General features: G+C 68.3%; 24 protein-coding genes. All 24 read right to left on the bottom strand.

Translation table 11 applies throughout. From position 1 onward, the window contains the following. Positions 1 to 106: 106 nt before the first annotated feature. A complete protein-coding gene (locus BW38_RS07325) occupies positions 107 to 547 on the bottom strand; it encodes a hypothetical protein (protein ID WP_025877987.1) in 441 nt (146 codons plus the stop codon). 37 nt (positions 548 to 584) lie between these two features. After that, on the bottom strand, positions 585 to 1,823 hold the full coding sequence (locus BW38_RS07330) for a beta-ketoacyl-ACP synthase (RefSeq protein WP_025877989.1): 1,239 nt from the start codon (positions 1,821 to 1,823) through the stop codon (positions 585 to 587). Then, complete coding sequence (locus BW38_RS07335; protein ID WP_025877991.1) at positions 1,823 to 2,554, bottom strand: 3-ketoacyl-ACP reductase FabG2; 732 nt, start codon at positions 2,552 to 2,554, stop codon at positions 1,823 to 1,825. The genes BW38_RS07330 and BW38_RS07335 overlap by 1 nt, the downstream gene beginning before the upstream one ends. Continuing rightward, positions 2,551 to 3,009, bottom strand: coding sequence for a hotdog family protein (locus tag BW38_RS07340; RefSeq protein WP_025877993.1), 459 nt, complete (start codon positions 3,007 to 3,009; stop codon positions 2,551 to 2,553). Before BW38_RS07340 ends, BW38_RS07335 begins: the two co-directional genes overlap by 4 nt. Beyond that, on the bottom strand, positions 3,006 to 4,193 hold the full coding sequence (locus BW38_RS07345; protein ID WP_032976811.1) for a beta-ketoacyl-[acyl-carrier-protein] synthase family protein: 1,188 nt from the start codon (positions 4,191 to 4,193) through the stop codon (positions 3,006 to 3,008). Before BW38_RS07345 ends, BW38_RS07340 begins: the two co-directional genes overlap by 4 nt. Beyond that, positions 4,190 to 4,744 carry a DUF3261 domain-containing protein gene (locus BW38_RS07350; RefSeq protein ID WP_032976810.1) on the bottom strand — a complete coding sequence of 185 codons (555 nt, stop codon included), beginning with the start codon at positions 4,742 to 4,744 and terminating at the stop codon, positions 4,190 to 4,192. Before BW38_RS07350 ends, BW38_RS07345 begins: the two co-directional genes overlap by 4 nt. Further along, positions 4,732 to 6,006 carry an NAD(P)/FAD-dependent oxidoreductase gene (locus BW38_RS0120775; protein WP_032976809.1) on the bottom strand — a complete coding sequence of 425 codons (1,275 nt, stop codon included), beginning with the start codon at positions 6,004 to 6,006 and terminating at the stop codon, positions 4,732 to 4,734. The genes BW38_RS07350 and BW38_RS0120775 overlap by 13 nt, the downstream gene beginning before the upstream one ends. Before the next feature lie 62 nt (positions 6,007 to 6,068). Then, positions 6,069 to 8,414 (bottom strand): MMPL family transporter, encoded by a 2,346-nt coding sequence (locus tag BW38_RS07355; RefSeq protein ID WP_032976808.1) that lies wholly within the window; start codon positions 8,412 to 8,414, stop codon positions 6,069 to 6,071. After that, positions 8,407 to 9,036 carry an outer membrane lipoprotein carrier protein LolA gene (locus BW38_RS07360; protein WP_032976807.1) on the bottom strand — a complete coding sequence of 210 codons (630 nt, stop codon included), beginning with the start codon at positions 9,034 to 9,036 and terminating at the stop codon, positions 8,407 to 8,409. Before BW38_RS07360 ends, BW38_RS07355 begins: the two co-directional genes overlap by 8 nt. After that, entirely contained in the window at positions 9,033 to 9,464 is a 432-nt protein-coding gene (locus tag BW38_RS07365) for an acyl-CoA thioesterase (RefSeq protein WP_032976806.1), read from the bottom strand. The genes BW38_RS07360 and BW38_RS07365 overlap by 4 nt, the downstream gene beginning before the upstream one ends. Beyond that, positions 9,451 to 11,001: an aromatic amino acid ammonia-lyase gene (locus BW38_RS07370; protein ID WP_025878005.1), complete on the bottom strand. Its 1,551-nt coding sequence runs from the start codon at positions 10,999 to 11,001 to the stop codon at positions 9,451 to 9,453. The genes BW38_RS07365 and BW38_RS07370 overlap by 14 nt, the downstream gene beginning before the upstream one ends. Then, the gene (locus BW38_RS07375) at positions 10,991 to 11,932 is read right to left on the bottom strand and encodes an acyltransferase (RefSeq protein WP_032976805.1); all 942 of its coding nucleotides are present in this window, start codon (positions 11,930 to 11,932) and stop codon (positions 10,991 to 10,993) included. Before BW38_RS07375 ends, BW38_RS07370 begins: the two co-directional genes overlap by 11 nt. Before the next feature lies 1 nt (position 11,933). Further along, complete coding sequence (locus tag BW38_RS07380) at positions 11,934 to 12,704, bottom strand: glycosyltransferase family 2 protein (protein WP_032976804.1); 771 nt, start codon at positions 12,702 to 12,704, stop codon at positions 11,934 to 11,936. Continuing rightward, complete coding sequence (locus BW38_RS07385; protein ID WP_032976803.1) at positions 12,694 to 14,382, bottom strand: AMP-binding protein; 1,689 nt, start codon at positions 14,380 to 14,382, stop codon at positions 12,694 to 12,696. The genes BW38_RS07380 and BW38_RS07385 overlap by 11 nt, the downstream gene beginning before the upstream one ends. Beyond that, complete coding sequence (locus BW38_RS07390) at positions 14,375 to 14,926, bottom strand: membrane protein (protein WP_032976935.1); 552 nt, start codon at positions 14,924 to 14,926, stop codon at positions 14,375 to 14,377. Before BW38_RS07390 ends, BW38_RS07385 begins: the two co-directional genes overlap by 8 nt. A 22-nt stretch (positions 14,927 to 14,948) precedes the next feature. Continuing rightward, entirely contained in the window at positions 14,949 to 15,206 is a 258-nt protein-coding gene (locus BW38_RS07395) for an acyl carrier protein (RefSeq protein ID WP_025878014.1), read from the bottom strand. A 16-nt stretch (positions 15,207 to 15,222) separates the two neighbouring features. Continuing rightward, positions 15,223 to 15,480: a phosphopantetheine-binding protein gene (locus BW38_RS07400; RefSeq protein ID WP_005411610.1), complete on the bottom strand. Its 258-nt coding sequence runs from the start codon at positions 15,478 to 15,480 to the stop codon at positions 15,223 to 15,225. After that, positions 15,467 to 16,264, bottom strand: coding sequence for a lysophospholipid acyltransferase family protein (locus BW38_RS07405; RefSeq protein ID WP_032976802.1), 798 nt, complete (start codon positions 16,262 to 16,264; stop codon positions 15,467 to 15,469). The genes BW38_RS07400 and BW38_RS07405 overlap by 14 nt, the downstream gene beginning before the upstream one ends. Next, positions 16,257 to 17,003, bottom strand: a complete 747-nt coding sequence (locus BW38_RS07410) for a beta-ketoacyl synthase chain length factor (protein WP_032976801.1) — start codon at positions 17,001 to 17,003, stop codon at positions 16,257 to 16,259. Before BW38_RS07410 ends, BW38_RS07405 begins: the two co-directional genes overlap by 8 nt. Positions 17,004 to 17,232: 229 nt before the next feature. Beyond that, a complete protein-coding gene (gene cydB, locus BW38_RS07415) occupies positions 17,233 to 18,246 on the bottom strand; it encodes a cytochrome d ubiquinol oxidase subunit II (protein ID WP_032976800.1) in 1,014 nt (337 codons plus the stop codon). Between the two features lies 1 nt (position 18,247). Further along, positions 18,248 to 19,645: a cytochrome ubiquinol oxidase subunit I gene (locus BW38_RS07420; protein WP_032976799.1), complete on the bottom strand. Its 1,398-nt coding sequence runs from the start codon at positions 19,643 to 19,645 to the stop codon at positions 18,248 to 18,250. A gap of 264 nt (positions 19,646 to 19,909) precedes the next feature. Further along, positions 19,910 to 20,125 carry a membrane protein gene (locus BW38_RS07425; protein ID WP_032976798.1) on the bottom strand — a complete coding sequence of 72 codons (216 nt, stop codon included), beginning with the start codon at positions 20,123 to 20,125 and terminating at the stop codon, positions 19,910 to 19,912. Next, positions 20,122 to 20,766, bottom strand: coding sequence for a sigma-70 family RNA polymerase sigma factor (locus BW38_RS07430; protein ID WP_025878028.1), 645 nt, complete (start codon positions 20,764 to 20,766; stop codon positions 20,122 to 20,124). The genes BW38_RS07425 and BW38_RS07430 overlap by 4 nt, the downstream gene beginning before the upstream one ends. Before the next feature lie 37 nt (positions 20,767 to 20,803). Further along, positions 20,804 to 21,133, bottom strand: a complete 330-nt coding sequence (locus BW38_RS07435) for a hypothetical protein (RefSeq protein WP_025878030.1) — start codon at positions 21,131 to 21,133, stop codon at positions 20,804 to 20,806. Positions 21,134 to 21,246: the final 113 nt, after the last annotated feature.

Raw genomic sequence — 21,246 nt, 5'->3', positions numbered from 1 at the left:
CGGGGAAAGCCGTCACGCGACGATGGCGGCGCGATCGACGGCGTTTCCCCGTTGAGGTTCAGCAATGTGGCGGCGCCGTTCAGGCTGCGCCACCGGTCGGCAGCGCTTACTTGACCTTGGCGTAGGTGCCCTTCAGGGCCACGCCGGCGACGAAGGTGCCGGCCCAGCACTCGTAGTTGGTCGCGCTCTTGAACTCGTTCTTCTTGTAGTAGCTGACGATGTCGACCACGGCATTGGCGCCGCGCGACTTGGCACCGTCCTGCAGGGCCAGCAGTGCCGACAGCGCGACCCAGTTGCAGGCCTCGACGTCGCTCTTGTTGGCGGCGTTGGTCTTCTTGTTGGTCACGTCTTCGCCCAGGCGCTGCTGCACGCTGACCGGCTGGCCGGCCAGGTAGAAGCGCACGCTGCCGTCGATGCCGGCATCTTTGGCGGCCTGCGAACTGATCAGCTCGCGCAGGGACTGTTCGACGCGGGTATCGCGCGCCGAAGCGGTGGAAGTCAGGGCCAGCAGCGCGGTGGCAGTGGCGATCAGCAGGGTGCGGCGCATCGGAACGTCTCCTTGTTGGGGTGCGGGTACGGCGGGGTCACGCGCTCCAGCGGCGGAACACCAGCGAGGTGTTGATGCCGCCGAAGGCGAAGTTGTTGCTCATCACGTACTCGGCCTGCAGCTCGCGGCCTTGCCCGGTGATGAAGTCGAGCTGGCCGCAACGCGGGTCCACCTCGACCAGGTTCAGGGTGGGCGCGAACCAGCCGGCGCGCATCATCTCGATGCTCATCCAGGCTTCGAACGCGCCGCAACCGCCCAGCATGTGGCCGACGTAGCTCTTCAACGAGCTGATCGGCACGCGGCTGCCGAACACCTGGGCGGTGGCCTGGGTCTCGGCGATGTCGCCGTGGTCGGTGGCGGTGCCATGGGCGTTCACGTAGTCGATCTGCGCCGGCTGCAGACCGGCGTCTTCCAGCGCCAGGCGCATGGCCTGGGCCATGGTATCGGCGCTGGGCTGGGTGACGTGCTGGCCGTCGCTGTTGGTGCCGTAACCGACGATCTCGGCGAGGATGGTCGCGCCGCGTGCCTGCGCGTGTTCCAGATCCTCCAGGATCAGCGTGCAGGCGCCCTCGCCCAGCACCAGGCCATCGCGGCCGGCATCGAACGGACGCGGGGTGGTGTGCGGTGCATCGTTGCGCGTGCTGGTGGCAAACAGGGTGTCGAACACCGCCGCAGCCGTGGCGTCGAGCTGTTCGGCCCCACCGGCCACCATCACCGTCTGCTTGCCGCTGCGGATCGCTTCATAGCCGGCGCCCACGCCCTGGCTGCCCGACGTACAGGCGCTGGAAGTGGTGTAGACACGCCCGGACAAGCCGAAGAACACACCGATGTTGACCGGCGCGGTGTGGCTCATCATCTTCAGGTAGGTGGTGGCGCTGATGCCGTCGGTGGTGAACTCATGCAGCATGCGGCCGAATTCGCCGGTGGCTTCGTGGCTGCCCGACGACGAGCCATAGGCCACGCCGGTACGGCCACTGCGCAGCACCGGGTGCTCGAACAGGCCCGCCTCACGCAGGGCGACCTCGGTGGCGCGCACCGACATGATCGCCACCTTGCCCATCGAGCGGGTGGTCTTGCGGTTGTAGTTCGGCGGCAGCTCGTAGTCCTGCGCCGGCGCGGCAAGCTTGGTGTTCAGGCCCGCATACACATCCCATTCCGGCATCGAACGCACCGCATTGCGGCAGCTGCGCAGATGGGCCTGGATGGTCGGCCAGTCGTGGCCGAGCGGACTGATGGCGGCAGCACCGGTGACCACCACGCGACGATCGGCGGCCATCAGATCATCCCTCCGTTGACCGAGATCACCTGGCGGGTGATGTAGCCGGCCGGCTCGGACAGCAGGAACGCGACCGTGGCCGCCACTTCCTCGGGACGGCCGACGCGGCCGGCCGGGATCAGCTTCAATGCGTGTTCGACCACTTCTTCGTTGAGCATGTCGGTCTCGATCAGGCCCGGGGCCACGCAGTTGACGGTGATCTGGCGGCTGGCCAGTTCCAGCGCCAATGCCTTGCTGGCACCGATGATGCCGGCCTTGGCCGCACTGTAATTGACCTGGCCACGGTTGCCGGCCACGCCGGACACCGAGGACAGGGTGACGATGCGGCCCGGCTTGCGCCGCCGCACCATCGGCATGATCAGCGGATGCAGCACGTTGTAGAAACCGTCCAGGTTGGTGTGGATCACCTGGTCCCAGTCGTCCTCGGACAATGCCGGGAACGCGCCGTCACGGGCGATGCCGGCATTGCACACCACGCCGTAATAGGCGCCATGTGCCTCCACGTCAGCCTCCAGCGCAGCACGCGCGGCAGCACGGTCGGCCACGTCGAAGGCCAGCACGCGCGCCTGCCGGCCCAGCGCCTGGATCTCGTCGGCCACCGCCTGTGCTTCTTCCACACGGCTGCGGCAATGCACCACCACGTCGAAGCCATCGCGCGCGATACGCAGCGCAATGGCCCGGCCGATGCCCCGGCTCGCGCCGGTCACCAGCACGCTTGGATTCCCTGTCATGCCTGTCCACTCTCCAGATAGGCCATCGAGTCGGCCGGTTCGAACACCGACACGTTGGCAACCGCCCATTCTTCTTCGCCTGCCAGGATGCGGCAGGCGAACATCCCTAATCCATTGTCGCCCAACAGCTCGCAACGCGCCTGTACCTGCAGGCGGGTGCCACTGGGGAAACTGCTGCGCGTGCTGGTATAGCGCCGGCTGCCAAGCAGGAAGCCCAGCTGCGGCGGGTTGCCGGCCGTGCGTGCGCGGCAGCCGGCCCAGGCAGCGATGGCCTGGGCCATGTATTCGATGCCGACCCATGCCGGGACCGCACCGTCTTCGATGAACAGGCCGGCCTCGGGCACCACCAGTTCCGCCTCGATGCCGTCCTGGTCCCAACGCAGGATGCGGTCCAGCAGGCACATGTCCTGGCGGTGCGGCACCACCTCTTCGATGGCATACAGCGGCATGTTCATCGGCGCTCCAGTGCCAGCACGGCATTGCTGCCGCCGAAGGCGAACGAATTGCTCAGCACCCGCCGCGGCAGCTGCTGCAGGAAGGTCGCCGGGGCTACCAGCGGCAACGCCGGCAGCGCCGGATCGGCCACGCCGTCCCACCAGTGCGGCGGCAGCTGCTGCTGCGGATTCTCGGCCAGCAGGATCCAGCACAGCGCCGCTTCGATCGCACCGGACGCACCCAGCGTGTGGCCGGTCAGTGGCTTGGTCGAGCTGGCCGGCACGGCGGTGCCCAGCACCTGCGCCACGGCGTGGCTTTCCATGGCGTCGTTGTGGCCTGTCGCGGTGCCATGCAGGTTCACGTAATCCACTTCCGAAGGTGCCCAGCCAGCACGCTGCAACGCCTGCTGCAGGGCATCGATGGCACCCAGACCCTGCGGGTCCGGCGCCGACATATGGTGCGCGTCGGCCGACTCACCCCACCCCGCCAGGCTGACCGGGCCTGCATCGCGGGTCAGCAGGAACAGCGCGGCGCCCTCGCCGATGTTGATCCCGCAGCGATGCTGCGAGAACGGATTGCAGCGCACTGCGGAGACCGATTCCAGCGCGCTGAACCCGGCGACGGTGAACCGGCACAGGGAATCGGCACCACCAGCGATGACCGCATCGACGATGCCCGAGCGCAGCATGCGCGCGGCCGACATCAACGCCTTGGCGCTGGACGAACAGGCCGTGGACAGCGTCCAGGCCGGGCCCAGCGCACCGCTGCGCTCACGCACGAACTGCGCGGCGGTGCCCATTTCCTGCTGTGCGTAGTCGAAGCCTTCGGGCCAATGGCCGTGCTCGGCGCGGGTACGCAGCGCCTGTTCGGATTCACCGATGCCCGAGGTGCTGGTGCCCAGCACCACCGCCACACGCTCGGCACCGTAACGGTTGATGGCATCGGCAACAGCCGGCGCGATCTGCGCCAGTGCCACGTCCAGCAGAGCATTGTTGCGGCCACGCAGGGACACCGGCAGTTCCTCCAGCGTCGGCAGCGGGCTGTGCACTTCGCCCAGCGCGAGCGTGCGACCTGGCAGCAGGCTGGCGTTGTCGCTCAGGCCGCCGGGCGCATCGGCAAACAGCGCAGCAGCCACCGCGGCGCGGCCCTCGCCCAACGCGCAGACCACGCCGAGGTCGTTCAGGAAAATGGGAGCGCTCTTCATTCCTGGCCGGCCATGTCGATCGATTCGATGCGCAGGGTGTAGCCCTCGGCGCGGTTGTCCAGCTGCACGCTGCCATCGCCCAGGCGCTGCAGCTGCAGCCACACGGTGCCGTCGCGGGACAGACTGCGCTGGCGGCCGTCGTCGCTCACCTGCCAGCCGGCCGGCAGCGCGGAGGCAATGGCGTCAGTCGGCCACAGCGCGAACTGCAGGTCATCCAGTACGCGTTCGGCACGCACCTGTGGCGGCAGCCACGGTGCACGCTGCTGGGTCAACTGCTGGCCGTCCCACTGCAGGCGCACGCCGGTCTGGCCCATCGCCTGCACGGCCAGCCGCACCTGCTGCGCGTCGGCTTCCAGCAGCGCATCCAGATCACGCTCGTGGCTGCCGAAGCGGAAGTGCAGCTGCTGCTGCAGGGCCAGCGGCGCCGGCAGGCTGGACGGTGCCAGCCGCAGCGGCGGCAGGTCGACCAGCGGCCGCGGCATGCGGCTGGCACAGGCGGCCAGCAGCAGGCACAGCAGGACCGCGGAGAGGCGGACGATCAGGCGCTGCACAGTTCCTCCAGCACGCGCATGCGGCGGCCACTGTCGTCGGCCACATACGGATTGTTGGTGTCCCAGGCGTAGCCGGCCAGGATGGAGCTGATCATGTCGCGTACCTGCGGCTGCTGGTCGGGGTGGTAGATGATCTTCTGGAAGCCGCCCTGGTACCAGCTTTCGACGAAGCGGCGGAAGGTTTTCACACCGGCGCGCAGCGGAATCGAGAATTCGCTTTCCCAGTCCACGGTCTCGCCCGCGTAACGGCGCTTCAGGCATTCGCTGGCCAGCTGCGCCGACTTGAACGCGATGGTGACGCCGGAGGAGAACACCGGGTCGAGGAACTCACCGGCGTTGCCCAGCAGCGCATAGCCCGGGCCCCACAGCGAGCTGACATTGGCCGAATAGCCGGTGATGCGGCGCACCGGCAGCACCGCCCATTCGGCATTGGCCAGCAGCGAGGTCAGGTTCGGATCCTCGCCGACGATGGCCTGCAGCTTCTGCAGGTCGTCGCCTTCGTAGCGCTCGAAGAACGATGGCTCGGCGACCACGCCCAGCGAGCAGCAGCCGTTGGAGAACGGAATCGTCCAGTACCAGACGTCGATGTGCTCGGGATGGGTGGTGATCAGGATCTTGTTGCGGTCGAATTCCGCTTCGGCCGGGATGTTGTCGCGCACGTGGCAGAAGATCGCGCCGCGCACCGGGAAGTTGGACGGTGATTCCAGGTCCAGCAGGCGTGGCAGCAGGCGCGCGAAGCCAGAGGCGTCGAGGATGAAATCGGCTTCGATGCGGTACTCGCTGCCATCGGGGCGGCGCACGCTCACCAGCGGCTGCTCGCCCGGCTCGACGGACAGCACTTCGTCACCGAAGCGCAGGGTCGCGCCCATGCGCTCGGCGCCACGCGCCAGCACGTTGTCGAAGTCGGCGCGCTGCACCTGGTAGGTGGTGCCCCAGCCCGGCGAGAACTTCTTCCTGAAGTCGAACGCGGTGCGCGCTTTTCCGTGCACGAAGGCCGCGCCGTTCTTGTACTGGAAGCCTGCCTCGACCACGTCCTGCAGCAGGCCCGCCGCTTCGATGTATTCCATGCTCTGCGGCAGCAGGCTCTCGCCGATGGAGAAGCGCGGGAACTGCTGGCGCTCCAGCATCAGCACCTTGCGGCCCTGCTGGCGCAGCATCGCCGCGGCCACCGAGCCGGCCGGGCCGGCGCCGATGATCAGGATCTCGGTACGTTCCACGTCTTCGTGGCGGGAAGAATCAGCGGCATCCACAGCAGTAGTCATCGGTGCGTCCTTGTTGCTCGATCAGGTGGAAAAGCGGAGGAATCGGAATGAAGCGTGCCCGGTCAGGCCGGCGGAGCGTCATGCGGTGGCGGCCGGAACAGCGGCGAGATCAGCCACACCAGGCCGATGCCGAACAGCAGGGTGAGCCCGAACGCACGCAGCGCCGGCGTCTGCGAAAGACCCAGCAGGCCGAACGACAGCCAGGTGCTGGCCGCACCCACGCATACCGCCAGCCAGGCGCTGGCATCGCCGCGGTGCTCGATCAGGAAGATGCCGTAGTCGATGCCCATGCCCAGCAGCAGCATCAGTGCCAGCACGTTGAACAGCTGCAGCGGCTGGCCGAACAGGCCGAGCAATCCAAGGGTGAGCGCGCCGGCCACCAGGGTCGGTGCGAATACGCGCCAGGCCTGGCGCCGGTAGCGCAGCCACAGGGCGCCGAACACCAGCACGATGCCGACCAGCAGCAGGCCGCCCATCAGCTTGCGGTAGTGGCCCAGCAGCTGCGAGAAATCGGCCGTACGGTCGACCCAGCGCACGCCGTTCAGGCCTTCGGCAGCACCGCGCAGGGTGGCCAGTGCATCGGCGCGCGACAGGTCATCGACCATCACCACGCTGATCATCTGCCCGCCCACATTGCCGACCCACAGGTGGCGGAACGGCTGCGACGCCGGCGAGGCGAGGAAGGCCTCGGCGCTCAGCGGCGCCGCTGCGAATGCGGGGCGCTGCAGGGGCTCGCCCACCGCTTCGCCCACGGCGGCCAGCACGCCGGGTTCCACCCTGGCGGTCAACGCCGCATCGGCCTGCTGCCGTGCGGGCGATGGCAACCAGTCACTGATTGCGCGGTAACCGCCGATGCGCTTGTCGTGGGTCAGTTCACGCAGGCGCGTGGTCAGCGCTTCTTCGCGCTGCAGCAGTTGTGCGGCATCGCTGCCCTGCACCAGGTAGAACTGCGCCGGGCTGGGCATGCCCAGCAACTGGCTGAGACGGATCTGCTGGGCCATCAGCGCCGGCGGCGAGGACTGCAGGCTGCGCAGGTCGTCGTTGCTCTGCAGGCGGGCGATGCCGATGGCCGACACCAGCGCGGCCACGCCGAGGAAGATCGCCACCGGGCGACGCCCGTGCAGGCGCGGGAAACGCTCCAGCGTGTTGCCCAGCCACTGCGCGAAGCGGGTGGTACGGATCTCGCCACCGTCCAGCCACGGGAACCAGAAGATCACCGTGAGGAAGGCAGCGGCCAGCCCCACCACCGAGAACAGCGCCATCTGCCGCAGGCCGGGGAACGGCGCCAGGCCCAGCGCCAGGTACGCCAGCGCACTGGTCAGCAGCGCCAGCCACAGTCCCGGCAGCAGATGCCGCAGCAGCTTCCAGCGACGGTCGGCCGGTTCGGCCTGGCGCGAAGCAAACCAGTGGATGCCGTAGTCCTCGGCCACGCCAACCAGCGAGGCACCGAACACCAGGGTCAACACATGCACCTTGTCGAACACCAGCACGGTCACCGCCAGCGCCACGCCACAACCGATCAGCAACGAAGCGGCAACCAGCAGGATCGGCCGCAGCGAGCGGAACGCCAGCCACACCAGCAGCAGCACCGCCGCCAGCGAGCCCCAGCCGATGGTGTTGATCTCCTGGTTGGCCTGCACGGCAGCCGCTTCGGCATGCAACGGCACGCCGGCATGCAGGATCTCCAGATCCGGCGCAGCGGCCTTGGCCGCCTGTCCGGCGCGTTCGAGCAGGCCATCGAGATGACGCTCGCCATCGAGCCTGAAGGCCGAGCCCGGCGTATCGAACTGCAGCGCCGCCCAGTGCTTGCCTTCGGCCTCGAGCAGGCCATCATCGCCCAGGCGCAGGCCGGAGCCCTGGGCCTGCTGCTGCCACCACTGCGGCCACAGCGACAGCGGATCCTGCCGCCACTCGGTCAACCGCGGCGCGCCCATCGGGCCGTACAGCGCGCCGAGTGCCTGTTCGGCCAACGCACCGGGTTCGGCCTGCTGCAACTGCTCGCGCTGGGCCGGGGTCAGCAGGCGATCGCGGTACGGTGCGTAGAACGCACGCGCCTCATCGAACCAGCCTTCGATCGAACCACTGGGCACCAGCAGCGCGCTGTCGGCATCACTGGCCATCGCCGCGGCGAACGCGGCCTGCGCGCGCTTGGCAGCGGCACCGTCGGTACTGCCGAGCAGCACCACCACCTGCCGCGAGCTGCCATCGGCGATGCGCCGGGTGACGTCGCTGAGCAGGCGGTCGTGCGCGTCCTGCGGCAGCAGGGCAAGGATGTCGGTGTCGATCCGCGACTCCTGGCTCCACAGGCGCCACTGCTGCGCACCCAGCACCAGCAACAGCAGCAGCCAGGCGATGCCCAGCCAGTGCCACCAGCGGCGCAGGCGATCCGGTGCGGCGCTGTCACTCAAAGCGGCGCGCCTCGTCGGCGTTCAACGTGGCCGGCACTTCGCTCAGCGCAGTGAACTGGATGCGGGTGCGATCCTGGTTGGCTTCGATGATCTCGACCTGTCGCACGTAACGGTCGCCCTGCAACGTCAGCGACTGGAAGGCCTTGGCCAGCATCGCCGACTTCGGCGTCAGCTTGAGGCGCCAGCCCTGCCCTTCACGGGTGGCCTCGACGTTGAACTGGCTGGACAGTGCCTGCACGTCACCGCTCATCAACGCGAACATGATCGCGTTGACCGAGCGCATCGCCGGCTGCTGGCGCGCGTCCAGTTCGACGCGGGTGCTGCCATCGCGCTGGCGGCTGAGGATGCGGTCGGCAGTGACCACCACCTCCGACGGGAACGGCTTGAGCGTGGACCAGATCACGCCGTGCTTGCGCGCGACCACGAACTGGCCCTGCGAACGCAGCGGGTTCTTGAAACCGCTCACCTGCTTTTCCTGGGTGAACTGCCCGCGCAGCACGTCCGGTCGGGCGACGGCCTGGGTGATGGCATCGACGGCGGCATCGGCCGCCTGCACCAGCGGTGCGGCCACCAGCAGCAGCGCGCACAGCAGCACGCGCGGAAGACGAGGGGATCGGTTCACGGGGCAGGCACTCCAAGACGCTGCCACAGCACCGGCGGGCACTGGTACAGCATTTCCTTGCTGGCCGCGTCGACCGCGACCTGGATGGTCATTGCGCGGGTCAGCACCAGGCCGCTTTCCGCATCGAGGATCTCGTATTCGATCTTCAGCCGGTTCTCCCACTCGACGATGCGCGAGCGCACGCGCAGCGCCTGGCCAAACAGCAGCGGCCGCACGTACTTCACCCGCGCGTCGACCACCGGCCACAGGTAGCCCGATTCGAGCATCTGCGGATAGTCGTAGTCGTAGCGCTTCAGCAACGCGCAGCGCGCGATCTCGAAGTACTTGAAGTAGTTGCCATGCCAGACCACGTTCATCGGATCGCAGTCATGGAAAGCAGGGGCCAGCTCGACCTCGCCGACCAGTTCGTTACCTTCATTCACCGACATACAGCTCCCAGCGTTGCGCGCGGATCTCCACCAGCAGTTCCCGCAGTTCGCGATCCAGCGCGCGGTCTTCTTCGACCAGGGCGATGCGCTGCCCCAGGTCGGCGTACATGTCGGCCAGACTGCCATGCAGCTGCGCGTTCATGCCAACCCGTTCGCGCAGCGCCAGGCCCTGGCGGGCGGCGATCAGCATGGCCGCCACCACCTGTTCAGTCAGTTCGATCACGCGCAGGCAGTCGCGCGCGGCGATGGTGCCCATGCTGACCTTGTCCTGGTTGTGGCATTCGGTGGACCGTGAGAACACCGAGGCTGGCATGGTCTGCTTCAGGGCCTCGGCCGTCCACGCCGAAACGCTGATCTGCAGCGCCTTCAGGCCATGGTTGATCGCCGCGCGCGGGCCGGTGGCCGCCGACAGGTTGGCCGGCAGGCCGTGGTTGTAGCGGGCGTCGACCACCAGCGCCAGCTGCCGGTCGAGCAGGTCGGCGATGTTGGCAACCGTATTCTTCAGCGTGTCCATCGCCAGCGCGATGTGCCCGCCGTAGAAGTGGCCACCGTGCAGGATGCGCTCGCCGTCGGCGTCGATCAGCGGGTTGTCGTTGGCGCTGTTCAGTTCGGTTTCGATCAGCTGGCGCAGGAACGGCAGGGTGTCTTCCAGCACGCCGATCACGTGCGGCGCGCAGCGCAGCGAGTAGCGGTCCTGCAGGCGCTGCTCGTTGCGCGGCGGGCGCTCGCTGTGCAGGTCGCTGCGCAGGCGTGCGGCAATGCGCGACTGCCCCGGGTGCGGCTTGGCGGCGAACAGGGTTTCATCGAAGTGATGCGCGTTGCCGTCGCTGGACAGCACGTTGAACGCGGTCAGGCGCGTGGCCATGCGTGCCAGGTAATCGGCGCGCTGCCAAGCCAGGCAGGCCAAGCCGGTCATCACCGCCGTGCCGTTCATGATCGCCAGGCCTTCCTTCGGCCGCAGCTTCAGCGGCGTCATGCCGATCTTCGCCAGCACGTCGGCAGCCGGCTGTACGCGGCCGTCGTGCAGCACCTCGCGTTCGCCGCACAGCACGGCCGCCACGTACGACAGCGGGGTCAGGTCGCCACTGGCGCCCACCGAGCCTTCGGCCGGAATCAACGGCAGCACATCGTGCTGCAGCAGCGTGGCCAGGCCTTCCAGCAACGGCACGCTGACGCCGGACATGCCGCGCACCAGCGAGGCCAGGCGCGCGGCCAGCACGGCGCGGGTCTCGGCCGGGTCCAGGTAACGGCCCAGGCCGCAGCCATGGTAGGTGTACAGGTGGTGCGGCAGCTCGGCGACCAGTGCCGGCGGAATGTTCACCGTGCACGAATCGCCGTAGCCGGTGGTCACGCCATAGATGACGCCATCCTCGCGCAGCAGGCGGTCGAGGAAGTCGGCACCACGCTGGATATGTGCGCGGAACGCCGGCACATCGCTCAGCGCGGCCTCGCACTTGCGCTGGGCCAGGGCGACCACGTCTTCGATGGTCAGCGGTGCATCGCCGAAACGGCACACGGGTACGGCGTCAATCGTCATGAGGAGCCTGATCCCAGAAGGGGAAGAAATTGAACCAGTCCAGCGGGGACTGGATGACCTGGAGTTCCAGCCAGCGCGCGAAGCGCTGCGCCTGTTCGGCCAGTGCGGCATCGCGTGAACCGCGCGGCAGCACCACGCGGTCGGCGAACTGTTCGAATGCCACCCGATAGGCGTCGCCCTGGTGCAGGCACGACATCGTGTAGACCGGGCAGCCGAGCGCGGCCGCCAGCACGTAGGCGCCGATCGGGAACGGCGCGCGGTGGCCGAGGAAATCAGCCATCACGCTGCGCCCGCCCTGCACCGGCACGCGGTCGCCAACGATGGCGACGAAGCCACCCGAGGCGACCTTGTCGGCCAGCATCATCGCCGTGGCCGGGCCCATCTCGGTGACCTGCACCAGCTCCACCGCGGCCAGCGGGTCCAGCCGCTGCAAGAGCCGGTTGAAGCGCTGCGCGTGCGCGGTATGCACCAGTACGGTGATGCGGAAGCCCGGCACCTGCTCGGCCAGCACCTGGCACAGTTCCAGGCAGCCGATGTGTGCGGTCAGGATCAGGCCGCCTTCGCGGCGCGCGATCCTGCCCAGCACCAGGTCACGCTGCAGGCGGATGCGCTCGGGCGGATAGCGGCCGCCGAGGCCGAGAATCTTGTCCAGCATCGTGTCGGCGAAGCTGAAGAAGTGGCGCAGGCTGTCGCGCCGGGTGGGCGCATGGCCCAGCGCACCGGCATGGGCCTGCAGCCGCTGCAGGTACTGCATCGAGGCCTGGCGACCGACGCGGTTGCCCAGCCAGTGGCAGGCCACGACCGGCCACACGCAGAGGTGGAACGGCCAGCGCCCGAACCAGCGGTGCACCCAGCACAGGAACAGCACGCCGGCCACCGACGTGGACTCGCCGATGTCGGCCCAGTGCGGGGCGTCGTGCGCGTGGCTCATCTCAGCCCTGCCCCTGCAGGCGGCGCCACAGCAGGTGCGGCGCGCGCCAGAGCATGCCGAAGAACAGCCGGGTATGCATGCGGCTGATGCGCACGTTGTCGCGCCACACATCGAAATGCGAAACGCCGTCGGCGGGATAGGTCACCCGCGTAGCCAGGTGGTCGACCGGTACCTGCCGCCAGTACAGGCGCACCATCACTTCGGTGTCGAAATCCATGCGCCGGCCGATGGTTTCCTCGCCGACCAGGCGCAGCACCGGCGGCAGCGGATACACCCGGAATCCACACATGGTGTCGCGCAGGTGCAGCGACAGCGTGTTGATCCACACCCAGATGTGGGTGGCGTAGCGACCATACAGGCGCGCCTTCGGCACACTGGCATCGTAGGCGGGAATGCCGCAGATCACGGCGTCCGGCCGCGCGCGGGCGGCGTCGATGAAGCGCGGCAGGTCGCCGGTGTCGTGCTGGCCGTCGGCATCGATCTGCAGCACATGGGTATACCCACGACGCTGCGCTTCAGCGAAACCGGCCAGCATCGCACCGCCCTTGCCCTGGTTCACGTCCAGCCGCAGCAGGTCGACACCCGCTCGCTGTGCCAGTTCCCGCAGCACCAGCGCGCAGGACGGCTGCGAGCCATCGTCGACCAGCAGGCAGGGCAGGCCCGCAGCCTGCACGCCATCGACGACCGCGCCGATGGCGTGTTCGTGGTCGTACACGGGAATGACCACCAGCGGCGCGAACGCGCCGCCAGCGGTGGCCGGCTCAATGCGCATCGGCGAACACCACCCTGCCGCTGGCGTGCACGCCATGCACCGAGGTGTAGCGGAACGTCAGCACGCCGCGCCCGGTGTCCCACTCCAGGTGCAGGGTCAGCTCGTCGCCGGGGCGGGCCACGCGCTGGAACTTCACTGCATCCATGCGCTGGAAACCAACCGGCAACACGAAGGCCTGGCGGCCGAAGCGCACCGCCCAGTCCAGCTGGGCGACGCCGGGCAGGATCGCCGCCTGCGGGAAGTGGCCCTGGAACGCGCGCAGCGCGGGGTCCAGCGTCATCCGCAGGGTGGCCGCCGCCTCGTCGCGACAGTCCCAGACCGGCACCGGCATCATCGGCTGGAACAACGCCACCAGTGCGGCCTGGGTGACCTTGCCCTGGGCATTGATCGGCAGCGATTCGACCAGGCGCCAGCGCCGCGGCCGGGTGACCGCATCGTGGCCCTGCGCCAACCGCGCACCGAGCCGCTGTCCCAGCGCACGCCGTGCGCCGTCACCGGCACGTGCCAACGCCGGATCGGCCGGCACCACCACGGCCGCCAGCTGCTCGCGCTGGCCCTGCAGCACCAGCACGCGCACGTCCTCAACTTCTGGATCCTCGCGCAGCGCGCGCTCCAGTGCATCCAGCGAAACGCGGCGTTCTTCGATCTTGACGATGCGGTCGGCACGGCCCAGCAGGCGGAAACGGCCATCGGCCAGTGCTTCCACGCGATCCTGGGTGCGCCACCAGTCCAACGTCTCCAGGTGCGGCGAGGCCACCGCCAGGCAGTCCTCCTCGATCCGCCACTGCACGCCCGGCAACGGCTGCCACGGCGGTGCATCGGTGTCCCAGCGGCGCCAGGCGATGCCACCGGTTTCACTGCTGCCGTAAACCTCGGTGGGCGCCACGCCCAACCACTGGCGGACCTGGCGCGCGGCGTCCTCGGGCAGCGGGCCGCCGGAGGAGAACACCGCACGCAGGCGGCCGTGCAGGCTGGCCCAGTCGAGCTGCTCGGGCAGGCGCTTGAGATGGGCCGGGGTCGCCACCAGCACCGTGTCGGTACCGGCCAGCGCGCCCACCAGGTCTTCGTGGAAGAAGCGCCGGGGCTGGATCGCACGGCCGGCAGCCAGCGGCCACAGCACGCGGAACAGCAGGCCGTAGATATGCTGGTGGGACACGGTGCCATGCACCTGGGTACCGTCGAGCTGGGCGCCGAAGGCAGCCTGCAGCGCATCGACTTCGCGCGCCAGCTGGTCCAGCCGCTTGCTGATCGCGCTGGGTTGGCCGGTGCTGCCGGAGGTGAACACGCACAGTTCGCAGGCACGCTCGTCCAACGGCAGCAGCGCCACGTCGTCGGCGGCGCTGTCGGTGGCCTGCAACGGCTGGTAATCCGCCGACAGGTCACCTGCGAAGCCACTCACCTGCGGCTGCAGCGCCTGCAATGTCGCGGGCAGGTTGTCGGCGGCCAGGAACACCCGCTTGCCGGCATGCCAGGCACCGAACAACGCCGCAGCGAAGGCCACGGTGTCATCGAAGTAGAGCGCCCAGTCACGACCTTCGGCAGCGCTGAAAGCGTCATGCCAGGCCAGTACGCGCAGGCGGAAGGCGACATGGTCGAGGGCAGTGCCATCGCAGATACCGATGTCACGACCGGGCTGCGCCGCGATCAGCAGCCGGTCCAGGGCAATCCAGTCAGCCATGCGCGTGCGCTGCCTTGACCCGACGCCGTACCAGCCATTCGCCCCCGAACAACAATCCCATCATCACGTACGCCAACATTCCGTTGTAGAGCATCCAGACCCGGTCCGACGCATACAGCGCGGTGAGCAGGGCGAGACCACCATTGAGAACGAAAAAGCCGCACCACACTTGGGTGACGCGGCGGGTATAGACCACCGCGAACGGTGGCAGGTCCGGCTCCTGCAGGCGCGCCAGGCGTTCCACCAGCGGCGGACCGAAGCGCAGGCTGGTGGCGAACACCGTCAACATCACCACGTTCACCAGCGCCGGGTACAGCTTCAGCGGCAGGGCCTGGTTGAGCACGGTGGCCAGCCCGGCCAGCAGGCCCGCGCCGGCGGCGGCGGCCCACCACAAGGGCTGGCGGGTGCTCAGCGCGCGCAGCAGAGCCAGCGCGAACAGCAAAAGCGACAGCCAGCGTGGCTCGAAGCGGCCCATCGCCAGGTAGACCAGCACCGGATAGGCAAGCGAAATCGCTGCCACCACGACCATGCGTGCCCGTGCCATGGTCGCGGCGTCCGTGCTGCTGTCAGGCAGCGGCCTGACCGGGCAGCAGGCCATGCACGACATCAACGATGTCCTGCACGGTGCGCACGGCCTTGAACGCTTCAGGCTGCAGGTTGCGGCCGAGCAGCGGCTTGAGCTGCACGATCAGGTCCACGGCATCGATGCTGTCGATGTCCAGGTCGTCGTACAGGCGCGATTCCGGGCTGATCCGCGCCGGCTCGATCTCGAAGCTGTCGGTCAGGATGCGGACGATGCGCTCGAACAGTTCATTCTTGGTCATGGCAGTTCCTGGCGCCTTACGACTGGCGGGCGGCGACGAACTCGCCGAGCGCGCGCACGCTGGAGAAATGGCGACGGGTTTCTTCCGAGTCGGCCGAGAGGCTGACACCGTACTTCTTCTGCAGCGCCAGGCCCAGTTCCAGTGCATCGATCGAGTCCAGGCCGAGGCCTTCCACGAACAGAGGCGCGGTCGGATCGATGTCCTCCGGGGTGATGTCCTCCAGTGAAAGCGAGGAAATGATCAATTCCTTGATCTCGTGCTCAAGTGCTTGCACGGGTCGGATCTCCAGACAGGTCGAAATAACGAGTGAGGTGGTCGGTGACGCGACGGGCCGCCAGGGCATCCCCCCTTGGCGAGTCATCTTCGGCCAGGAACGGCGCGATCGGGATATCTTCGCCGATCTGCAGCTGAACGTGAAAACGACGTGAGGGTACACGATACCACTTCTGGCCCTTGGTCAACGTCGGCGGGGTGCAGGTGATGCGCACCGGGGTGATGTCCAGTCGCCCGCGCACGGCGATGTTGGCCGCGCCACGCTGCAGCCGCAACGGCTGCCCCGGCACGCTGCGGGTGCCTTCCGGGAAGATCACCAGGGTGCCGCCGGCGTGCACGGCCGCCGCGCAGTCATCGACCAGCCCAGCGCCGTCGTCATTGGAGATGTAACCGGCGGCACGCACCGGGCCGCGCATGAACGGGTTGCAGGCCACCGCCCGCTTGACCACGCAGTCGGCATTGGGCAGCAGGGCGATCAGGCAGACCACGTCGATCAGGGTCGGGTGGTTGGCCAGCACCAGCAGGCCGTCGCGCTGCAGGCGTTCGCGCCCGTCGACCTGCAGGGTCATCACGCCCAGCCGGCACATCAGCCACACATGGCTGGCGAAGGCGCGCTGGACCAGCCGGCGGGCCCGGCGGCGGCGGGCCACCGGGTCGCGCATCAGCAGCAGCACCGGCATCACCAGCACGCCCAGCAACAGACCGCCGACGCCAAACGCGGCGAAGCTAAGGCCGGTGCCGAGCACCCGCCAGGCATGATCAAGGCGGCGCAGCGCCTCAGCCACGGCGGCGCCAGGACCAGCGTTGGCCTTGGGTCACGTGCTGCAGCTGCAGATCCCCGGCCAGCAGGAAGCGGTGCAGGTCCAGCGCATGCGGCAGCACGCCCGGCGCGGTCGGCCCGGCGTCGCCGGCGACCTGCCAGGACAGCGAAAGATCGGTGCCGCCGGCAGTACCGGCGGGTGCCAGGCGCCAGCACCAGGCGAAGAACGGGTCGGGTTCGTCGGCGAATTCGGCGTAAACGTCGGGCAACGGCGACTCATAGACCACGATCCGCACTTCACTGGCACCATCACCAAGCAGGCCGACGGCCTCCAGGCACGCCGCTTCCACCGTCGACTGGCCAGCGGACAACGCCAGGTAGTTGCCCCGGTGGCCGCGGGCGATCGAATACAGCGCGGCGATCGCGTTGTGCACCGACAGGCCGAAGCCGGTGGGCGACAGCGGCTGATCGGCCACCAGCGAGCCCAGCAGGTCCATCGATCGGGCGACATCGCCATGGCGGCTGGCGAACACCAGCGGTACCTGGCTGTCAGCGCCCTGCCCGTCCTCGCACCAGCACGCGGCCTGGATCGCCATGCGGCCCAGGCGCTCGATACGGCGGCGCTGCATGGCCGGAATCTCGGCCAGCGCCGGCGTGTCCTCACCCTGCGGCAGGAACGGTGCTCCGGCCCAGCCCATCCATTGGCTACGCTCGGTCAGGCCAGGCGCCCAGGCGGCCCAGTCGACAACGGAAAATTCGATCATTACCGGTGATGTTTCGATGGGCGAACGAGAGTCTCGAGCCATTACGGCGACACGCGGCTGCCCCCCATTCCTGCAGCCATGCATCCGTCCAGGACGTCGCCGGCTGCCCCCCTGGCTGCCGGAAAGGAGCGCACGCTAGCACGTCCGACACAGGGATGACATGTTTCACAAAGCACAACGGGGAGCGGTCAGCGACCGCCCCCCGCATGGACCGATCCAGCGAGCCGGTTCAGTGGTAGCCGGCGTCGGCGCGTACCTTGCCGCGGAACACCCGGTAGGACCATGCCGTGTAGCCCAGAATCACCGGCAGCAGCACCACCAGCCCCACCAGGGTGAAGCCCAGCGACGAGGCCGGCGCGGCGGCCTGCCACAGCGTCATCGACGGCGGCAGCAGGTACGGCCACATGCCCAGCACCAGGCCAGCGAAGCCCAGCACGAACAAGGCCAGGCTGAGCAGGAACGGCGGCAGGTCGCGACGCGGATGGGTGGCGCTGCGCCACAGCGCGATGGCCACCGCCAAGGTCAGCATCGGCACCGGCGACAGCCACCAGAAGTTGCCGTCGCTGAACCAGCGGTCCATCAGCCGCGACTGCAGGAACGGCAGCCAGCTGCTGACCAGGCCCATTGCCGCGATCACCGCCACCACCAGCGGGCGGGTCATCTGCCGGGCCAGCGCCTGCACGCGGCCTTCGGTCTTCAGGATCAGCCAGGTGCTGCCCAGCAGTGCGTAGCCGGCTACCAGCGCGGCACCGGTCAGCATCGCGAACGGGCTGAACCAGCCGAACGCGCCGCCCTGGTACACGCCATCGACCAGCGGCAGGCCCTGCACCAGCGTGCCGAGGATCACGCCCTGGGCGAACGTGGCCAGCAGCGAACCGAGGCCGAACGCCACGCTCCACAGCCGCCGTGAACGGTGCGCCTTGAAGCGGAACTCGAAGGCCACGCCACGGAACACCAGCGCCACCACCAGCAGCAGCACCGGCAGGTACAGCGCCGACAGCAGTGCGGCATACGCCTTCGGGAAGGCGGCCATCAGGCCAGCGCCGCCGAGCACCAGCCAGGTCTCGTTGCCGTCCCAGATCGGCGCGGCGGTGTTCATCATCAGGTCCAGCTGTTCCTCGTCCTCGGCGAACGGGGCGAGGATGCCGATGCCGAGCACGAAGCCGTCCAGCACCACGTACATCAGCACGCCGAAGCCGATCACCGCGAACCATGCCACCGGCAGCCAGGTCATCAGGTCCATGTCAGCGCTCCTCCAGCGGTTCGTCGGCGGCCGACAGCGGCCGCGCCGGGGTGTGGCTGCCATGGTCCAGCGACGGGCCTTCGTCGTACGGCTGCGGGCCGTGGCGCAGGATCTTCACCAGGTACCAGATGCCCCAGCCGAACACGAAGGCATAGCCGATCACATAGACACCAAGCGACAGCGCGGTCATCCACGCACTCTGCGGGCCAACGGCATCGGCGGTACGCAGCACGCCATAGACCACCCACGGCTGCCGCCCCATCTCGGTGACGAACCAGCCCGACAGCAGCGCGACGAAGCCGCTGGGCAGCATCCAGTTCCAGCCACGCAGCAGCCACGGCGAGGCCAGCAGCTTCTTCCGCCACAGCTGGAAGGCCGAGACCCAGGCCAGCACCAGCATCAGCGTGCCCAGCCCGACCATGATGCGGAAGGCGAAGAACACCGGCGTCACCGGCGGCCGTTCGCTGGCCGGCACCGACGTCAGCGGATCGAACGTACCGTCCAGGGTGTGGGTGAGGATCACGCTGCCGAGCTTGGGAATGGCCACCTCGAAATCGTTGCGCTCCTCCTTCTCGTTGGGCAGCGCGAACACCACCAGCGGCACGCCCTCGCCCTCCTTGGTCTCATGCCAGTGCGCTTCCATCGCCGCGATCTTCATCGGCTGGTGCTTGAGCGTGTTCAGGCCATGCATGTCGCCGACGAAGATCTGCACCGGCACGGTCAGCGCCGCGAACGCCACCGCCGCGATCAACATCCGCCGCCCCGCTTCCACGTGCGTTCCCCTGCGCAGATACCACGCGCCCACACCACCGATCACGAAACAGGTGGTGATGAACGAACCCAGCGCCATGTGCGCCAGCCGGTACGGGAAGGACGGATTGAACACCACCTGCCACCAGTCGACGGGATGCACGATGCCGTTGACCATCTCGTAGCCGGCCGGCGTATGCAGCCAGCTGTTGGACGAGAGGATCCAGAAGGTGGAGAACAGCGTGCCCAGCGCCACCATGCAGGTGGACAGGAAATGCAGGCGCGGCGACACCCGGCCCCAGCCGAACATCATCACGCCGAGGAAGCTGGCTTCGAGGAAGAACGCGGTCAGCACTTCGTAGGTCAGCAGCGGGCCGATCACCGTACCGGCCACTTCGCTCAGCCGCGGCCAGTTGGTGCCGAACTGGAAGGCCATGACGATGCCGCTGACCACGCCCATGCCGAAGGACACCGCGAAGATCTTCTGCCAGAAGAAATACAGCTCGCGCCAGACGGGCAATTTCGTGCGCAGCCAGCGCCACTCGATGAAGGCCAGCCAGCTGGCCGTACCGATGGTGAAGGCCGGGAACAGTACGTGGAAACTGATGACGAATCCGAACTGGATCCGCGACAACAACAACGCGTCCAAGGGACGCCTCCTGCCAGGTGCCGGTGGGATACCAGACCACTTTAGGGGGATATCGTTAAGCCGGGATGCGACCGGGTGACGCGCTGCTTCACTTTGTCGCAGGGTGCGTGGAAGCCGCCGGGCATGGCCCGGCGCTACACGTCATTTCATCATTGGTGGCTCCGGGCCATGCCCGGCGGGGCGCTGATTCACGCGGTAGCGCCGGGCCATGCCCGGCGAGGTGCTGATTCACGCGGTAGCGCCGGGCCATGCCCGGCGGGGCGTTCACCGCCAGAAATACCAGACGCCCATCGCCAGCAACGCGCCCAGCAACACGATCTGCACCACCGCATAGCCCACGCTGCTGTCGCGCGACTCGGACGCAATCCGCTTCTGCAGCGCTTCGCTCACATCCGGCACCTCGTCCTGCCTTACCTGTTCATGCAAGGCCTGCGAGAGCGCACGCTCGTCGGGTTCGCGGGAATCGGTTGGTCGGCTCACAACAGTTCTCCGGCGGTGGCGTGCTTCACCAGCTCCTGTTTCAGGACCTGGCGCGCACGGTGCAGGTGGCTCTTGATGGTACCCCGGGCCAGCCCGGTCACCTGCTCGATCTCGGCCAGATCGAAATCCTCCAGGTAGTGCAGGCCGACGATCAGGCGCTGCGGCGCACTCAACCGCTCCAGCGCCGCGCCCAGTTGGCGGCCGGCCTGCAGCGCCTCGCTGAGTTCGGCCGGGCCCGGCCCTTCATCGCCGATACCCAGCTCTTCAGGTACCTCCACCGCCACCATCCACTGCGCTTCCAGCCGCCGCCGCCGCAGGTGCTGCAGTGCGGTGGTGTAGGCCACGCGCGAAATCCAGGTCCGCAACGAAGATTCAAAACGGAACCGGTGCAGCTGGCGGAACACGGCCAGGAAGGTTTCCTGCAGCAGGTCGGCCACCTGGTCGCGGTCGCCGACCATGCGCCCGATCACATGCGCGCAGGTGCGCTGATGTGTTTCCACCAACTGCGCGAAGGCCGCTTGCGAGCCGTCGATGATCGCACCCACCAGGGCGCGGTCGTCCGACCACGCAGAGGGCTCCTCCACGGGGACATTGCGCCGCCGCCCCCGCAGTGCAGCCAGCGCTTCCCCCAGCAGGCTCATGCGTGGGACTCCCCCTGTGCCCGCAGCATGCGCCGGTTCAGCCCTTGCGCGTGGCGGGGCGGGTGAAGTGCCAAGCCAGCAGCTGGCCCAGCCCTGCGCTGCCGACCAGCGCGGCAGCTGCGCCGAACGTCAGGTCGCGGGCACCGATGGCCTCCAGCAGCGCCATGGCCAGCGCCAGGCAGACCAGGCTGATGCCCCAGCGCAGGGCGCCCTGGCGGCGGCGTTCCTCCTCCAGCACCGCCAGCGAGCGGATGACTTCCTCCGGCACGTGCGGTGCCACCAGCTTGCTGCGCGCACGCGCATCGGCGATGGCATGGATCGCATAGGCGATGCAGATGAAGAGGGTGATCGGGATGAGTTCCTGCATGTCGTGCTCCTGTCCGGTAGATGATGCGGGTTCAGGAGATTGGATGCGCGACCACGGCAAGCGGTTGCACCGCTTTGCCGATTCCGCTGCCATGACCTGTGGCCCCTGCCCGG

Source organism: Stenotrophomonas sp. RIT309, assembly GCF_000632045.1.
Taxonomy (GTDB): Bacteria; Pseudomonadota; Gammaproteobacteria; order Xanthomonadales; family Xanthomonadaceae; genus Stenotrophomonas; species Stenotrophomonas indicatrix.
This window is presented reverse-complemented; position numbering and strand designations above follow the sequence as displayed.

Coding starts and splice junctions, on each gene's coding strand:
- BW38_RS07390 (WP_032976935.1), bottom strand. CDS start 14,926: ATGGCACGGGCACGCATGGTCGTGGTGGCAGCGATTTCGCTTGCCTAT.
- BW38_RS07380 (WP_032976804.1), bottom strand. CDS start 12,704: ATGCGCATTGAGCCGGCCACCGCTGGCGGCGCGTTCGCGCCGCTGGTG.
- BW38_RS07410 (WP_032976801.1), bottom strand. CDS start 17,003: ATGATCGAATTTTCCGTTGTCGACTGGGCCGCCTGGGCGCCTGGCCTG.
- BW38_RS07375 (WP_032976805.1), bottom strand. CDS start 11,932: ATGAGCCACGCGCACGACGCCCCGCACTGGGCCGACATCGGCGAGTCC.
- BW38_RS07335 (WP_025877991.1), bottom strand. CDS start 2,554: ATGACAGGGAATCCAAGCGTGCTGGTGACCGGCGCGAGCCGGGGCATC.
- BW38_RS07345 (WP_032976811.1), bottom strand. CDS start 4,193: ATGAAGAGCGCTCCCATTTTCCTGAACGACCTCGGCGTGGTCTGCGCG.
- BW38_RS0120775 (WP_032976809.1), bottom strand. CDS start 6,006: ATGACTACTGCTGTGGATGCCGCTGATTCTTCCCGCCACGAAGACGTG.
- BW38_RS07395 (WP_025878014.1), bottom strand. CDS start 15,206: ATGACCAAGAATGAACTGTTCGAGCGCATCGTCCGCATCCTGACCGAC.
- cydB (WP_032976800.1), bottom strand. CDS start 18,246: ATGGACCTGATGACCTGGCTGCCGGTGGCATGGTTCGCGGTGATCGGC.
- BW38_RS07365 (WP_032976806.1), bottom strand. CDS start 9,464: ATGTCGGTGAATGAAGGTAACGAACTGGTCGGCGAGGTCGAGCTGGCC.
- BW38_RS07385 (WP_032976803.1), bottom strand. CDS start 14,382: ATGGCTGACTGGATTGCCCTGGACCGGCTGCTGATCGCGGCGCAGCCC.
- BW38_RS07435 (WP_025878030.1), bottom strand. CDS start 21,133: ATGCAGGAACTCATCCCGATCACCCTCTTCATCTGCATCGCCTATGCG.
- BW38_RS07325 (WP_025877987.1), bottom strand. CDS start 547: ATGCGCCGCACCCTGCTGATCGCCACTGCCACCGCGCTGCTGGCCCTG.
- BW38_RS07340 (WP_025877993.1), bottom strand. CDS start 3,009: ATGAACATGCCGCTGTATGCCATCGAAGAGGTGGTGCCGCACCGCCAG.
- BW38_RS07430 (WP_025878028.1), bottom strand. CDS start 20,766: ATGAGCCTGCTGGGGGAAGCGCTGGCTGCACTGCGGGGGCGGCGGCGC.
- BW38_RS07370 (WP_025878005.1), bottom strand. CDS start 11,001: ATGACGATTGACGCCGTACCCGTGTGCCGTTTCGGCGATGCACCGCTG.
- BW38_RS07330 (WP_025877989.1), bottom strand. CDS start 1,823: ATGGCCGCCGATCGTCGCGTGGTGGTCACCGGTGCTGCCGCCATCAGT.